The organism is Aromatoleum evansii (assembly GCF_045689615.1).
GTDB lineage: Bacteria > Pseudomonadota > Gammaproteobacteria > Burkholderiales > Rhodocyclaceae > Aromatoleum > Aromatoleum evansii.
Map to the genome: position 1 here is coordinate 3,142,256 of NZ_CP141259.1, position 15,212 is coordinate 3,157,467.

At 66.8% G+C, this 15,212-nt stretch carries 14 protein-coding genes; 8 read left to right on the top strand and 6 right to left on the bottom strand.

Features of this window, described 5'->3' with window-relative positions; translation table 11 throughout:
- Positions 1 to 25: 25 nt before the first annotated feature.
- Positions 26 to 3,202, bottom strand: a complete 3,177-nt coding sequence (locus U5817_RS14760; RefSeq protein ID WP_407277827.1) for an EAL domain-containing protein — start codon at positions 3,200 to 3,202, stop codon at positions 26 to 28.
- 60 nt (positions 3,203 to 3,262) lie between these two features.
- Positions 3,263 to 5,467, bottom strand: a complete 2,205-nt coding sequence (locus U5817_RS14765; protein ID WP_407277828.1) for a RelA/SpoT family protein — start codon at positions 5,465 to 5,467, stop codon at positions 3,263 to 3,265.
- Between the two features lie 130 nt (positions 5,468 to 5,597).
- Between U5817_RS14765 and U5817_RS14770 the strand changes: the two genes are divergently transcribed.
- The 3 genes from U5817_RS14770 to U5817_RS14780 all read left to right on the top strand — a co-directional run bounded on the left by U5817_RS14770 (position 5,598) and on the right by U5817_RS14780 (position 7,968).
- Entirely contained in the window at positions 5,598 to 6,491 is an 894-nt protein-coding gene (locus tag U5817_RS14770) for a DMT family transporter (protein WP_407277829.1), read from the top strand.
- 4 nt (positions 6,492 to 6,495) lie between these two features.
- A complete protein-coding gene (locus U5817_RS14775) occupies positions 6,496 to 7,311 on the top strand; it encodes a zinc-dependent peptidase (RefSeq protein WP_407277830.1) in 816 nt (271 codons plus the stop codon).
- A gap of 216 nt (positions 7,312 to 7,527) precedes the next feature.
- Positions 7,528 to 7,968 (top strand): host attachment protein, encoded by a 441-nt coding sequence (locus U5817_RS14780; protein WP_169125392.1) that lies wholly within the window; start codon positions 7,528 to 7,530, stop codon positions 7,966 to 7,968.
- Positions 7,969 to 8,093: 125 nt separating this feature from the next.
- Here the strand turns inward: U5817_RS14780 and U5817_RS14785 are convergent, their stop codons facing one another.
- The 4 genes from U5817_RS14785 to ispD form a co-directional block, all read right to left on the bottom strand.
- Positions 8,094 to 8,579, bottom strand: coding sequence for an aminoacyl-tRNA deacylase (locus U5817_RS14785; protein WP_169125393.1), 486 nt, complete (start codon positions 8,577 to 8,579; stop codon positions 8,094 to 8,096).
- Positions 8,580 to 8,738: 159 nt separating this feature from the next.
- Positions 8,739 to 9,311: an RNA 2',3'-cyclic phosphodiesterase gene (gene thpR, locus U5817_RS14790; protein WP_407277831.1), complete on the bottom strand. Its 573-nt coding sequence runs from the start codon at positions 9,309 to 9,311 to the stop codon at positions 8,739 to 8,741.
- A complete protein-coding gene (gene ispF / locus U5817_RS14795) occupies positions 9,295 to 9,792 on the bottom strand; it encodes a 2-C-methyl-D-erythritol 2,4-cyclodiphosphate synthase (protein ID WP_407277832.1) in 498 nt (165 codons plus the stop codon). The genes thpR and ispF overlap by 17 nt, the downstream gene beginning before the upstream one ends.
- 1 nt (position 9,793) lies before the next feature.
- Positions 9,794 to 10,498: a 2-C-methyl-D-erythritol 4-phosphate cytidylyltransferase gene (ispD, locus tag U5817_RS14800; protein ID WP_407277833.1), complete on the bottom strand. Its 705-nt coding sequence runs from the start codon at positions 10,496 to 10,498 to the stop codon at positions 9,794 to 9,796.
- A 149-nt stretch (positions 10,499 to 10,647) separates the two neighbouring features.
- Between ispD and U5817_RS14805 the strand changes: the two genes are divergently transcribed.
- From U5817_RS14805 to U5817_RS14825, 5 genes are read left to right on the top strand one after another with little or no spacing between them, the layout of a single operon-like run.
- The gene (locus tag U5817_RS14805) at positions 10,648 to 11,919 is read left to right on the top strand and encodes an MgtC/SapB family protein (RefSeq protein ID WP_407277834.1); all 1,272 of its coding nucleotides are present in this window, start codon (positions 10,648 to 10,650) and stop codon (positions 11,917 to 11,919) included.
- Between the two features lie 57 nt (positions 11,920 to 11,976).
- Positions 11,977 to 12,804 (top strand): AmmeMemoRadiSam system protein B, encoded by an 828-nt coding sequence (gene amrB, locus U5817_RS14810; protein WP_407277835.1) that lies wholly within the window; start codon positions 11,977 to 11,979, stop codon positions 12,802 to 12,804.
- Positions 12,782 to 13,339: an AmmeMemoRadiSam system protein A gene (gene amrA, locus U5817_RS14815; RefSeq protein WP_169125398.1), complete on the top strand. Its 558-nt coding sequence runs from the start codon at positions 12,782 to 12,784 to the stop codon at positions 13,337 to 13,339. The genes amrB and amrA overlap by 23 nt, the downstream gene beginning before the upstream one ends.
- 1 nt (position 13,340) lies before the next feature.
- Positions 13,341 to 14,432, top strand: coding sequence for an AmmeMemoRadiSam system radical SAM enzyme (gene amrS / locus U5817_RS14820; protein WP_407277836.1), 1,092 nt, complete (start codon positions 13,341 to 13,343; stop codon positions 14,430 to 14,432).
- A gap of 17 nt (positions 14,433 to 14,449) precedes the next feature.
- Positions 14,450 to 15,187 (top strand): dienelactone hydrolase family protein, encoded by a 738-nt coding sequence (locus U5817_RS14825; RefSeq protein WP_407277837.1) that lies wholly within the window; start codon positions 14,450 to 14,452, stop codon positions 15,185 to 15,187.
- Positions 15,188 to 15,212 lie beyond the last annotated feature (25 nt).

A 15,212-nucleotide genomic window follows, 5' to 3' on the forward strand; every position in this document is an offset into this window, starting at 1 on the left:
CCCAGCTCGGGCCGTGGCGCCTGCGTCAGGCGCCTGCGTCCGCTGCCCAGCGCGCGAGCCACTCGTCGGCAGGCGCCGGGCGGCCGAACAGATACCCCTGATGCACGACCTCGCCGCGGCTGTTGAGAAACTCCGCCTGCTCGGCCGTTTCCACCCCTTCCGCGACCACCTTCAGCTGCAACTGGCGAGCAACGGCGAGGATGGTTTCCACCAGCGCGGCATCGCTGGGGTCGTGCGGCGCATCCTGCACGAACGTCTTGTCGATCTTGAGTTCGTCGATGGGCAGGCGCTTCAGGTAGGCGAGCGAAGAGTAACCGGTGCCGAAATCGTCGATCGAAAAGTGGATGCCCAGGGCGGACAATTCGCGCATCTTCGCGACCACGTCGCTCACGTTGTCGATGATCAATCCCTCGGTGATCTCGAGTGTGAGCCGCTCGGGAGGCGCACCGGTCCGGTCGAGCACACTTCGCGCCCAGGAATTGAATTCGGGTTTGCGGAAATGCCGCGGACTGATATTCACGGATAGCGCGAGAGGCAGGCCGGCCGCGTCCGCAACCGCCACCAGCCGGCAAGCCTCGTTCATGACCCAGACGCCCAGTTCGACGATGAGATCGGACTCCTCGGCGACCGGCACGAAAACCCCCGGCGGAACCAGACCGCGTTCCGGATGCTGCCAGCGCACCAGCGCCTCCGCCCCCACCACCTCGCCCGCGGCGCTGAACTGCGGTTGGAGGAATAGTCGAAGCTCGCCGCGCGGAATGCCGGCACGCAATTCGCGCTCGATGCGGAAGCTCTCGGCGGCGGACTTACCCATGCTGGCTTCGAAGAAGGCCGGGTGACCGCCGCCACCCTGTTTGGCGCGATGCAGGGCCGTGGTGGCGCGGCGCAGGATTTCGCTCGCCGTGTCGCTGTCCTCCTCGGGGAAGAGCGTGATGCCTATGCTGCCGGTGATACGCACGGTCTCCCCGCCGAGCTCGAATGGGGTTTCCAGCGCCGACTGGATCTTGCGGGCGACCTGCAGCGCATGCCGGCTCGCGGCCTCGGCCGTGCGGTCGACCACCGGCAGCATCAGGGCAAACTCGTCGCCGGCCATGCGCGCCACGGTGTCGCCTTCACGCACGACCTCGCGCAGTCTCGCGGCCACGGCCTTCAGCAGCGCATCGCCGAGTACGCTGCCACGGGCGTCATTGACGACCTGGAAGCGGTCGATGTTGAACAGCAGCAAGGCCTCCCGATAGCCTTGGTGCTGGCGCGAAGCGAGGACCTGCGTGAGGCGATCGATCAGCAGGCTGCGGTTGGGCAGGCCGGTCAGCTCGTCGTAGAAGGCGAGATGATGGATGCGTTCGGCCGCTTGCTTGCGTTCGGTGATGTCCTGCTGGATTGCGAGGTAGTGGCTGACCGTGCCGTCGGTCTCACGCACCGGCGCGATGATCGAGTACGCGATGATCTCGCTGCCGTCGCGCCGCAGGTTGACGATCTCGCCCTGCCAGATCTCGCCGCGCTGCAGCGTCAACCACATCTCGCGGAAGGTCTCGTTCGGGGTCTTGCCCGACTTGAAGATGCGCGGATTGCGTCCCAGCACCTCCTCACGGGAAAAACCCGTGATGCGGACCAATGCGTCGTTCACGTACTCGATGGTTCCGGCCGGATCGGTGATGAAGATGCATTCAGGGCTCTGCTCGACGGCGAGCGACAGCTTGCGCAGCTCTTCGTCGGCGAGCTTGCGCGCAGTGACGTCCTGGACCGTGCCGATGGCGCCCAGAAGCTTGCCGTCCGTGTCGCGGCGCAAATCTGCGCGCTCCTGCAGCCACGCGACGCCGCCGTTGCGCAGGATGCGGTGTTCGACGTCGTAGGGAGCCCCTGTCAGCGCGGCCTGCCAGGCGCGGTCGATTGCATCCCGGTCGTCGGGATGTACGCACTGCAGGAAATCCTCGTATCGGACGGGCGTCCCGGGGCGGACACCGAAGAGCCGGTAGGTCTCATCCGACCACAGGAGCGAGCCGCTCCGCACGTCGAGATTCCAGCTGCCTATCTGTGCGACCGACTGCGCCTGCGACAGATTCGCCGCGAGGCGCTGGCTTTCCTGCTGGGCGCGGGCGAGGCGGCGATTTATCCGGACGAGGCGGAAGGTCGCGAACGCGGCGAGCGCAAAGCCCGCCAACAGCAGTGCGACGGCGTACGGTTTCCACCGCCGCCAGACGTCGACGAACGTGAATTCGGGCGCCCGGTCGAAGGGCGGCAGGCGCAATCCGCGCAGCAGGTCGTCTACCGGCCGGTAATCGCCCGGAATCGTGAAGCCGGAAATCTGCAGCGTGTCCGCGACTTCGCCGTCGTGAGGCAGGGCCAGCAGCGCCGCGGTGACACGCCGCGCGAGGTCATGGGGTACCTGCGGCATGGCGACGACGGGCCATTCCGGGTACAGGCGCGTACTCACCGGAAACGGGTATCCGGGATACTGACGCGTGCCGATGAGCTTGAGCCGCGCCGGGTCGAGCCGCCCCTGAAGGGCGAGCGACTCGATCAGGCCCGAACGGACGAAGCCGACATCGGCGCGCCCGTCCAGCACTGCATCGATCGCCCTGCTCTGCGGCTGCCCCGTCTCGACAAGGAGCTTCTCCTGCGGCGGCCGTACGCCCGCGCGCAGCAACTCCGCCACCTGCATCTGGTAGGCGCCGAAGGCGGCGCGCCCTGCGGTGGCAACGCGCACGCGGCCGACATCATCGAAGGAGTCGATGTCGGAGCGGTCCGCACGGGTGAAGATGACACCGCCGAAGGCACTGACGGATACGCCGTCCTCCTTGTTCACCAGCGTGACGAGTGGCGATGACAGACGATGCTGGTAGGTGAGCTGCACATAGAGCGCCGGATTCACGAGCACGAAGTCGATCCGCCCATCCGCCAGCACCGCGACGAGTTCGTCGAGGTGATGCACGCGCAGGACGAAACGCGCGCCCTCGACCGTGCCGTTCAGGTAATCGACGAGCGGCTGCCAGCGCTCACGGGTTTCCTGCAGCGGGCTGAAGGACAGGACGGCGAACTCGACGGCGTCGTCCGCGACGCCTCCGCCAGCCCCCTCTTGCGCACGCACGATTCCGGGGTGGAGCAAGGCGACTGCGGCCGCGAGTACGAGCACGAACCCGGCGAGCAACTTCGCCACGCTTGCATGCAGCCTGTCCGGGCGACGCCAGTCGACTGAATTCATGCTCAGGTACTCTGCATCAGGACCACACCACACTCGCTGCGCCTGCAGCGGAAACGCACATCACTTGCGCTGCACGTCGATCACGTCGCGCACTTCGCGAATGAGCGCCATCGCGCGCTGCACCTGCGCGACGCTGTGGACCTCCATCGTGAAGCGCATGAACGCCGTCCCCTTCTTCGTGATCGTATTCACCGCAATCACGTTCAGTTTTTCGCGCGACAAGACCTCGGAGATGTCGCGCAGGAGGCCCTGGCGGTCCGCCGCCTGGACGACCACATCGACCGGGAACACGGATTCGCGGCTGTTGAAGGCCTGTTCGCCCCAGTCCGCCTTGATGACCCGCTCGGGATGATCGCGCACCAGGCGCTGGAAGTCGGGACAATCGATGCGGTGGATGGACACGCCGCGGCCGCGCGTGACGAATCCTTCAATGGCATCCGGCGGCGCGGGCTTGCAGCAGCGGCCGAGCGAGGTCATGAGCTTGCCCACGCCGACGACCAGCACCTTGTCGTTGGACTCGTCGGTGTGGCGCCGGCCGATGACGATCTCGGGTTCCGGCGTCGGCGCTTCGGGCGCCTCGCCCTCGCGTAGCGCCATCTGCACCGAGCGCGCGCCCACTTCCCCGCGCCCTGCGGCCAGATACATGGACTCCGCGTTCTTGAAGCCAAGCCTGCCCGCAAGCTCGTCGATGTTGGCACGCGACTGGCGCTCGCGCTGCAGTTCACGCGTGACGAAGCTGCGCCCGCGCGCGAGCAGCTCTTCCTCTTCCTGTTGGCTGAAGAACTGGCGGATCTTGTTGCGCGCACGGCTGGTGGCGACGTAATGCTGCGTCGGGTTCAGCCAGTCGCGGGAGGGGCCGCCCTCCTTGGCGGAAGTGATTTCGACGGTCTGTCCGTTCTCGAGCTGCGTGTTGAGCGGGACGAGATGGCCGTCGACCTTGGCGCCGCGGCAGCGGTGACCGAGGTCGGTGTGCAGGCGGTAGGCGAAGTCGATCGGCGTGGCGCCGCGCGGCAGGTCCACCACCTTGCCCTGCGGCGTGAGCACGTAGATCGCATCGTCGAGCGAGGCGCGCTTGAACTTCTCGACCCAGTCGGCCGAATCGGTCACCTCGTCGCGCCACGACAGCAGGCTGCGCAGCAGCGCGATCTTCTCGTCGTAATCGCTGCCGTGGCTCTTGCTGCCTTCCTTGTAGCGCCAGTGCGCGGCGACGCCGAGTTCGGCGTGGCGGTGCATCTCGTAGGTGCGGATCTGCACTTCCAGCGCCCGGCCGTCGCCGGCCAGCACCGCGGTGTGCAGGGACTGGTAGTTGTTGCCCTTGGGGTTCGTGATGTAGTCGTCGAACTCCTGGCCGATGGGCTGCCACAGCTGATTCACGATGCCGAGCACGGTGTAGCAGTCGCGCACGTTGTCGACCAGCACGCGCAGCGCGCGGATGTCGTACACCTGCGAGAAGTCGAGCCGCTTGGCGCGCATCTTGTTGTAGATGCTGTAGATGTGCTTGGGCCGCCCATAGACCTCGGCCTTGATGCCCACCGCGGCGATTTCCTTCTGCAGGCGCTCGATCGACGACTGGATGAACTCCTCGCGCTCGACCCGCCGTTCGTCGAGCATCTTGGCGATGCGCTTGTAGGTTTCCGGCTCGATGAAGCGGAAGGAGAGGTCCTCGAGCTCCCACTTGAGCTGCCACACGCCGAGACGGTTCGCCAGCGGCGCGTAGATGTCGAGGCTTTCGCGGGCGACGTCCGCCCGGACGTCGACCTTGTGCTCGGTGAAATAGCGCAGCGTCTGCGTGCGCGACGCGAGCCGCAGCAGCACCACGCGGATGTCCTCGACCATCGCGAGCAGCATCTTGCGCAGGACTTCGGTCTGGGCGCGGATCTCGGGCGCCGTCGCCGTGGCGGTCATGCGCGTGAGCAGGCGCAGGCCGTTGAGGCGGCGCAGCCCATCGACGAGGCGGGCGGCGGGCTCGCCGAACTTTTCCGCGATCCGGTCGGTGGCGTCCTCGATGTAGTCCCCGACGGCGAACAGGATCGCGGCGACCCGCGTCTCCACGTCGAGACGCAGCGAGGCCACGATCAGCGCCATGCCGATCGCGTGGGTCCAGACGGATTCGCCGGTACCGAGAAAATGTCCTTCATAGACGCCCTCGGCCAGGGCAACGGCATCGACGATGGCCGCGCGCTCCTCCGTGCTCAGCCCTTCGGCGAGCAGATCGATGGGGGCCGCGGACTCGGACTGGGAGATTGCATGCGTGACGGAAACCATGCGCGGATTATCCCATACGGGCCCCCAACACGGCGCGGAGCACGCCACACCCGCGCGTTGTGAGATCATCTGCGGCCCGACGGATGCGCCACGCAGACGAGCCGCCACTCGCCCCGGGCGCGCACGCATAATGAAAAGAACCTTCGCCAACCCCTACCTCCTGCTCACCCTCACCGTGCTGTTCTGGTCCGGCAACATGATCGTCGGCCGCGGCTTGCACGGCGCGGTCCCGCCGCTGGCGCTGGCCTTCTGGCGCTGGACCATCGCGCTCACGCTGATGCTCCCGTTCGCACTGCCGCATCTGCGCAGCCAGTGGCCGCAGCTGCGGGCGCGCTGGCCGACGGTCGTGTTCCTGGGCCTCGTCGGCGTCGGCGGCTACAACACCTTCGCCTACATCGCGCTCCAGTACACGACCGCAACGAACGCGACCCTGCTCAACTCCTTCACGCCCATCGCGACGATCGTGCTGGCCTTCCTGATCCTCGGCAGGCGCCTTGGGCGGCTGGAGGTGCTGGCGGTCGTGCTGTCCTTCGCCGGCGTGATGACGATCGTGAGCCGCGGCAGCATGGAGACCCTGCTCGGGCTGAGCCTCAACCTCGGCGACCTGTGGATGCTGCTCGCGGTGATGACCTGGGGCATCTACACCGTCGGATTGCAGCGACGCCCCGCCGGTGTGGATCCGATGCTGCTGCTCGCCGCCTTCACGCTGGTCGGCCTCCTGCCGCTGATCCCCGCCTATCTGTGGGAAATCACCTCCGGAAAGACGATCGCCATCAGCACGGCGTCGATTGCCGGCATCCTCTACACGGGCATCTTCCCGGGCTTCCTCGGCTATGTGTTCTACAACGCCGCCGTGGCGGCCATCGGCCCGAACCGCGGTGCGCAATTCATCCACCTGATGCCGGTGTTCACCACCCTGCTGGCCGCGGTCTTTCTCGGCGAGCGGCCGCTGTGGTACCACTTCGCGGGGATCGCGCTGGTGTTTTCCGGCATCCTTCTCGCCACCCGCGGCCCGGGGCGCTGACGCGATGATCGGCATCCTCGAGCGTTTCCGCCGCTGGCGCAGGGCGCGCCGCCTCGATGCGGTGACGGTGTCGGACGAGATGTGGGAACGCGCCGAGGGGCGCCTGCCCTTCCTCGATTACCTCGAGGCGGACCACCGCAGGCGGCTGCGCGAACTGGCGCGCGCCTTCATCGCCGAGAAACAGTTCTACGGCGCCCACGGCTTCGCGCTCACCGACGAGGTCATCGTCACGATCGCCCTGCAGGCCTGCCTGCCGGTGCTGCGCATCGGGCTGCGCGCCTACCGTGGCTGGGTGGGCGTGATCGTCTACCCGGGGGATTTCGTCATCCCGCGCAAGATCATGGACGAGACCGGAGTCGTGCATGAATACGACGACGAGGTGCTGGGGGAAGCCTGGGAAGGCGGCCCGGTGCTGGTGTCGTGGCACGACGAGGCCGATGCGCCGGAAGGCGTGAACGTGGTGATCCACGAGTTCGCCCACAAGCTGGACATGGAGAACGGCGAGGTCGACGGCCTGCCCCTGCTGCCCGCGGGAATGTCGCGCAAGGCCTGGGCGGCGGCGTTCTCGGCGGGCTACGAACTTTTCTGCCGGCAGGTCGATGCGCACGAGGACACCGCGCTCGACCCCTACGGCTCGGAAAGTCCGGGCGAGTTCTTCGCCGTCGCGTCCGAGGGCTTCTTCGAGGCCCCCTGCCTGTTGCAGGAGGACTTCCCGGCGATCTACGAACAGCTGCGGCAGTTCTACGGCGCCGACCCCGCGGCCGGCGAGCGGCGCGTGTATGGCGAACCGCCGCAGGATGCGGGCGCCGAATCGCCGTGAAGGAAGGCCGGATATTCCATTCCGGTTTTCCGGCGTATGTCAGATGTGCTGAAATTCCTTTGAATCCGCGTAACGCAATCGTTTCACGAAGCGCAGCAAACTTCGCAGACGAAATTCGATTGCGATCCCGTGACAGCCGGTCTAAGCTGGAATCGCTGCATCTGCAGCCGCAGCGTGCTGTACGTTCGACTCGACTCAAATCCCGGAGGACGATTCATGGCGATTACCTGGATTCTGGTTGCCAATGCCAGCCTGGCCAAACTGTACGCGAACCTCGGTCCCAACAAGGGCCTGACGCTGGTTAAGGAGCTGATCCATCCCGAAAGTCGACAGAAGAATTCCGAACTCGTTACCGATCGCGCGGGGGCCTCGCCCTCGGCAGGCAACGCATCGGGTTCGAAGCAGGCGCAGACCCAGCCCAAGGTCCACGAGGCCAAGGTCTTTGCGCAGGAGATTGCACAGGAGCTATACAAGGGACGAGCCACGAACGCATTCGGCCGGGCCATCGTCTTCGCACCGCCCGCATTCATGGGAATGCTCAATTCGGTGCTCGACACCCCGACCTCACAACTGATCACGGATCGCTTCGAAAAGGACTACACCAAGGAACCCGAACCGGTGCTGCGCGAACGCCTCGCGTCCTGCCTGTTCGTCTGATTCCGGCCGATTCTTCGACCGTCTCTCTTCAGGAGACGATGGGACCGCGAAGAGCGGTCCCGAAGAGCAGCGGGGCGCTTGGCGCCCCGCTTTTTTTTCATCTGCGCGGCTCGCGCGCCGTCACGTCAATGCCGCCACTGGCGCCCGCTGAAATGCATGCGCTCGGCATTCTCCATTTCCATCATGGTCATGAAGTCGCTGCGGCTCATCTGGATGATCTTCTCGTGGTCGCCGGCCTCGAAATAGATCTCCTCCTGATCGGCGATGCTTTCATCCACGATCATGCGCATGCCGTAGACGGAACCCAGCGGCGGCACCGCGCCGGCTTCGCAGTCCTCGAACAACGACGCGAGCTCGGACTCGCTCGCGAGCCGCAATTCGCGGTGCATCGCCCGGCTCAGGATGCCGAGCTGCACGTGCTCGGTCGAGGGCAGCACGGCCATCAGGTAGCCGTGATCGTCTTCGAGGACGACGGATTTCGCGAGACTGCTCGCGGGAATGCGCGCCTGATGCGCGGTATCCATGCTGCTGTGTGAATGGGGATGGTTCAGCACGTCATAGCGCAGACCGTGCTCCATCATGAACTCGTGGACTTTCGACGGGATTGCCATGGCAGTCTCTCCTGGTCATCAGGTGCGGGCAATTCTTGTGCGTCGCCCTTGGCAATATTGGGATCCGGAAACCCTCCCTGCGGCGCCCCTTGCGCGTTCGCCGACTATTCATTTTAGGCTGCCGGCGGCGAGCTTGCCGGCCCCTCCTCGCCCGGTGGCTCAGTCCCGAGCCCCGCCGACGCAGGGCCAGGTTGCGACAACGGTGTATTGTGCGCCCTCGGGCCGCAGGTCGGACTCGACCAGCACGAATTCACCTACGGGCCACACTATCGACGGATCGAGTTCGGACGCTGCCAGCTCGCCGCGTGCGTTGCGCAGCAGGGTCACGTGCGCGGCGAACTTGCGTCGCTCGACCGGAAAGCCGCCTGCGGCAAGCGCCGCGTTGAGCTGGCTCACCAGCGACTCCAGCTCCGCGGGCACCTCGGTCGCCCCGACCCACACGATGTGGTTGTGGCGCCAGCCGGCGATGCGGTCGAGTTGAAGGGTGAACGGCGGGAAGGCGACCTTGTCCGCCGCCGCGCGCAAGTCGTCGAGGCGTTCGCGCGGAATGTCGCCGATGAAGGCGAGCGTCAGGTGCAGGGTATCGCGGCGCATGCGCCGGCCGCCGGTGGCCGTGTGCACGCGTTCGCCCTCCTTGTGCAACCGGCGCGCGATCGCCGCCGTGGGCCAGAGGGCGAAAAACACCCGCGCGCGCGGCGGCGCGCCGGATGCGGTCTCAGCCGGCCGCGTCATCCCGCACGAGCAGCGCCACGACCTGGGCGGCGATGCCCTCGCCGCGTCCCGTAAAGCCGAGCTTTTCGGTGGTCTTGCCCTTGATGTTCACCGCCGCCTCGTCGATCCCCAGATCCGCGGCAATGTTCGCGACCATCGCCGGAGCATGCGGCAGGATCCGCGGTGCGCGGCAGATCACCGTGGCATCCACGTTCACCACCGCAAAGCCGGCATCGCGCACCGCAGCGTACGCCTCACGCAACAGCACGCGGCTGTCTGCGCCCGCGTGCTGCGGGTCGGTGTCAGGGAACAGGCGCCCGATGTCGCCCAGGCCCGCCGCGCCGAGCAACGCATCGGTCAGCGCATGCAACAGCACGTCGGCGTCGGAATGGCCGAGCAGACCGCGCTCGTAGGGAATCGTGACGCCACCGACGATGAGCGGGCGCCCCGGCACCAGTGCATGCACGTCAAAGCCCTGGCCGATGCGGAAAGGTACTTTCATGTCAGCGTGAATCCCTGTTCGTGAGGATCCACTCGGCCAGGTGCAGGTCGAGCGGATAGGTGACTTTGAGATTGGTGGCGTCGCCCTCGATCAGCCGGGGGCGCAGGCCGGCGGCCTCGATCGCGCTGGCCTCGTCGGTGACGTTGCTCGCGGCCTCCAGCGCGCGGCGCAACATCACGTAGCGGAACATTTGCGGCGTCTGCGCCTGCCACAGGCTGTCGCGCGGCACGGTCTCGAGTACGTGACGGTGCGAATCCGCGCGCTTGAGCGTGTCGGCGACGGGAACCGCGAGGATGCCGCCAACCTCGTCGTGAGCCAGCTCGCGGATGAGCTTGTCGATGTGCCAGCGCGCGAGGCAGGGGCGCGCGGCATCATGCACCAGCACCCAGTCCGACTGCTCCGCCTCGCGCACGATCGCGCGCAAGCCGCCGAGCACGCTGTCTGCGCGCGTGGCGCCGCCGCAGAACAGCGGCACCAGCTTGGGGCCGAGGCCGGACCAGTCGTGGCGCTTCCACTCCGCGTCGCCGACCGACAGCACGACGAAGACCTTGTCGATCTGAGGCGTCGCGCACAGCACTTCGAGCGAATGGCGAATAAGCGGCTTGCCGAGCAGCTCGAGATACTGCTTTGGCTGCGACGCCCCCATGCGGCTGCCGCTGCCGGCAGCCGGGACGATCGCGAAATGGCGGGGAGTGAATTTCTGCATGGCGCGGATTCTAACCGTGCCGCGCGAGGACTGGCGAAACTCCGCCCTCCGCGTGCGCGCCGCGGGCGATTGGAATACAGTGGCAACATGTAACGAAGGAACGCCGCCGCCCCCGAAACCCGCACGGAATGTGCGAAAGGAGAGCCCAGGTGCCTTTTGCCAAACCGGTCGATCTCGCACAGATCGAGGCCTTTCTGATCGCGATCGGCATCGGCCTGCTGATCGGCTTCGAACGCGAACGCGTCGCATCGGCGCGGGCTGGCGTCCGCACCTTCGGCCTCGTCGGCCTGCTGGGCGCGCTGGCCGGCATGCTCGGCGACCACCTCGCCTCCATCGCCCCGGTGGTTGTCGGCATGGCGATCATCGGCGTGATGATCATCGCTGCCTATCTGCGCCACCCCGACCCGGTCGATCCGGGAACGACCTCAGTGGCGGCGCTGCTGGTGTGCTACTGCCTGGGTGTCGCCGTCTGGCTTGGGCATGCGATGGTGGCGGTGATCCTGTCGGTGGCGACCACCATCCTGCTGTACTTCAAGACCGAACTGCGAGGCGTCGCGACGCGGCTCGAGGCGAAGGAATGGATCTCGATTTTCCAGTTCGCCGTCCTGTCGCTGGTCATCCTGCCCTTCCTCCCGGACGAGACCTTCGACCCGTACAACGCCGTGAACCCCCGCCAGGTGTGGTGGATGGTGGTGCTGATCTCGGGCCTGAGCCTCGCGGGCTACGCGACGCTGCGCCTGGTGGGCGCGCGCTACGGCGCGGCCTTCGTCGGCATTGCCGGCGGCCTCGCATCGAGCACCGCCACGACGCTGATCTATGCGCGCAATGCGCGTGAAACCCCGCCCACCGCGCCGATGGCGGCGCTCGTAATCGTGCTCGCGAATCTTGTGATGATGGTGCGCGTCACCGTGATCGCCGCGGTGGTGGCGCCGGGCGTCGTGACATCGCTGGCGATTGCGGTGACCCCTGCCCTGCTCCTCGGCGCGCTCAGCCTGTTCTGGTACTGGCGCGAACAGACGAGCGGCCAGGCCTTCATGCCCGAGACGCGCAACCCGACCGAACTGCGCGCCGCGCTCGGCTTCGGCGCGGTGTACGCCGTAGTCCTGTTCATCTCCGCCTGGCTCTCCGAGATCGCAGGCAAGCAGGGGATGTACGCCCTCGCGCTGGTGTCGGGCCTCACCGACATGGATGCCATCGCGCTGTCGAGCATGCGCCTCTTCAATCTCGGCAAACTCGCGCTCGACGTCACGGTGATCGCCATCTGCCTGGCGATGATCGCCAACCTCGTGTTCAAGACCGGCATTGCCGTCGCGGTCGGAGGACGGCCGCTGGGGATGAAGATTCTCGGCGGCATGGGCGCGGTCGCGGCCGGACTGGGCGGCGGGATCGCCTGGCTCGCAATGTTTCCGGGAAGCCTATAATTCATCAGCAAAGACTTAACCACGAATCCGGCCCAGCCCTCACCCGAAAGGAATTCCATGGCCACTGCCTCCATTCGCCCCGCTGCGGTCGCCGGCTACTTCTATCCCGACGATCCGCACGTGCTGCAGGCCCAGATTGGTGAAATGCTCTCGACCGCCGTGCCGCTGGAGGCGGTCTCCGCGCCCAAGGCGCTCATCGTCCCGCATGCCGGATATGTCTATTCCGGTCCCGTTGCAGCCAGCGCCTACGCGGTGGCGGCGGGACTACGCGACGTGGTGCGGCGCGTGGTAATGCTGGGGCCGGCCCACCGCGTGCCGGTCGCATCCTTCGCACTGCCGGCTGCGCAGGTGTTCTCGACGCCGCTCGGACCGGTGCCGATCAGCCGCAAGGATTGGCTCGCGCTGCAGCAGCGCGCCGATGTCGTGGTCGATGACCGCCCGCATGCGCTGGAGCATTGCCTGGAAGTCCAGCTCCCCTTCCTGCAGACCATCCTCGACGCGTTCGAGCTCGTTCCCCTGCTGGTGGGCGGCGCGAGCGCCGAGCAGGTGGCGGAGCTCCTCGACACCCTGTGGGGCGGGCCGGAAACGCTGATCGTAATCAGCTCGGACCTCTCGCACTATCAGCCCTATGCGCAGGCCTGCTGCACCGACCGCAGCTCGGTCGACCAGATCCTGAAACTGCGCACGGGCCTCGACCATGACCAGGCCTGCGGCGCGATGCCGATCAACGGCCTGCTGCGTGTCGCGGCTCGCCACGGTGTGGAACCGCACCTCCTCGACCTGCGCAATTCCGGCGACACGGCGGGCGACCGTTCGCGCGTGGTCGGTTACACCAGCATCGCCTTTTGCGAATCGACCAGCCATGCCGCTTCCGCCCGACACTGAACTCGGCCAGATCCTGCTCGCCCGCGCACGCCACGCCATCGCGCATGAGCTGGGCGCCGAGCGCACCCCGCCTGACGGCGACCCGCGGCTGGGCGAACGGGGGGCAACCTTCGTGACGCTCAAGCGCGGTGGCGATTTGCGCGGTTGCATCGGCAGCGTGCGCGCGCAACGATCGCTGGGCGAAGATGTCGTACTCAATGCGGTAGGCGCCGCTACACGGGATCCGCGATTTCCGCCGATGTCGCGCGACGAACTCGACAAGGTCGACATCGAGGTTTCGCTCCTGTCGTCGCCCGAGTTCGTCGAGTTCTCCGATGAAAGCGAGCTGATCGGCAAGCTGCGTCCCGGCGTCGATGGGGTTCTGCTGTTTTCCGGCTGTCGCAGCGCGACCTTCCTGCCGCAGGTATGGGAGCAGCTCCCGGAACCGCACATGTTCCTCGCCGCGCTCAAGCAGAAGGCCGGCCTTGCACCGGATCGCCCCGCGCCGAACCTGATGGCGGCGACCTACACGGTGCGCAAGTGGAAGGAGCGGTGAGATGAACTACCCGGCGCGCTACTGGCACCATCTCGACGACGGCCGCATCCAGTGCGACCTGTGTCCGCGTTACTGCCGGCTGCATGCCGACCAGCGCGGCGCCTGCTTCGTGCGCATGCGCGAGGGCGACGCGATCGTCCTCACGACCTACGGCAGGAGCTCGGGCTTCTGCATCGATCCGATCGAGAAGAAGCCGCTCAACCATTTCTACCCCGGCACCAGCGTGTTCTCGTTCGGCACGGCCGGCTGCAACCTCGCGTGCAAGTTCTGCCAGAACTGGGACATCTCCAAGTCGCGCGACATGGACAGCCTGATGGACGCGGCCTCGCCCGAGGAAATTGCCCGCACGGCCGCTGACTGGGGCTGCGCCAGCGTGGCCTTCACCTACAACGACCCGGTGATCTTTGCCGAATACGCGATCGACACTGCCAAGGCCTGCCATCAACTGGGGCTCAAGACCGTCGCCGTCACCGCGGGCTACATCACCGAGCTCGCGCGCCCCGATTTCTACGCCCACATGGACGCTGCCAACGTCGACCTCAAGGCTTTCACCGACGAGTTCTACGTCAAGGAGTGCGGCGCACACCTGCAGCCGGTGCTCGACACGCTCAAGTGGCTGGTGCACGAGAGCGACGTCTGGGTGGAGATCACAACGCTGCTGATCCCGGGGCTCAACGACTCGGAAGACGAGGTCCGCGCGCTGTCGCAGTGGGTCGCGAAGGAGCTGGGCGGCGAAGTGCCGCTGCATTTCTCCGCCTTCCATCCCGACTACAAGCTCACCGACATCCCCGCCACCCCGCCTGCGACGCTGACACGCGCCCGCCGCATCGCGCTCGCGGAGGGGCTGAAGCACGTCTACACCGGCAACGTGCATGACCGCGAAGGAGGCATCACACGCTGCACCCACTGCGGCGCCCCAGTCATCGAACGCGACTGGTACGAGATCCTCGATTATGCGCTAGACGACAAGGGCGCCTGCCGCAAGTGCGGCACGGCACTCGCGGGCCGTTTCGGCCACTACTCATCGCCCTTCGGTTCGCGCCGCATCCCGGTCGCCATCCACCGCCAGCCCACCACAAACGCCAGAACCTGATCCGGACTCGCCCGACCGTGAAACTGCGAACCACTGACATCAGCATCCCCTTCGAGCACATCTGGCTCAGCGGCGAACTGGTCCATGCGCCCGACGTGGCCGGCCTCGCGGTCGTGCTGCGGCCAGCCGGCAGCCCGTTCGCGCAGTCGCGCGACCTGCGCGTGGCGCGCGAGCTGCAGCGAGCGGGTTTTGCGACCCTGCTCATCAACCTGCTCACCACCTACGAGGAAACGCGCGACCCGGACGCGCGCTTCAACGTGCCGCAGATGGCAAACCGCGTGGTGGCCGTGCTCGACTGGATCGGCCATCAGCCCCCGCTCGCCGGGCTGGGAGTGGGACTGGTCGCATCGGACACCGCGTGCGGGGCGGCGATCCGTGCCGGGTGGAAGACTGCCGACCGCATGTCCGCCATCGTGTGCCGCGCCGGCCGTCCCGACCTTGCCGGACTGACGCCGCTCAACACCCTCGCCGTGCCGCTGCGCATGGTCGTCGGCAACGACGACCCGCAGGCCGGCATGATCCGTCAGGCCTTCGAACACCTGCGCTGCCCCAACGACTGGCATGTGCTCACCGGCGTTGCGGACGAATTCCGTGAGCCCGGCGCCATCGAGCGCTTCGGCGAGCTTGCGGCGAACTGGCTGCGTGAGAGGCTGCCGGCACCCAGCCCCGTCGAGCAACGCATCCACGACGGCGCCCCCGCCGGAACGGCATCCGGCGGAACGGCAGATCAATCCGCGTCCTCGCATCCCCTATAATTCGCCCCTCGCTTCCCCCGTTCCC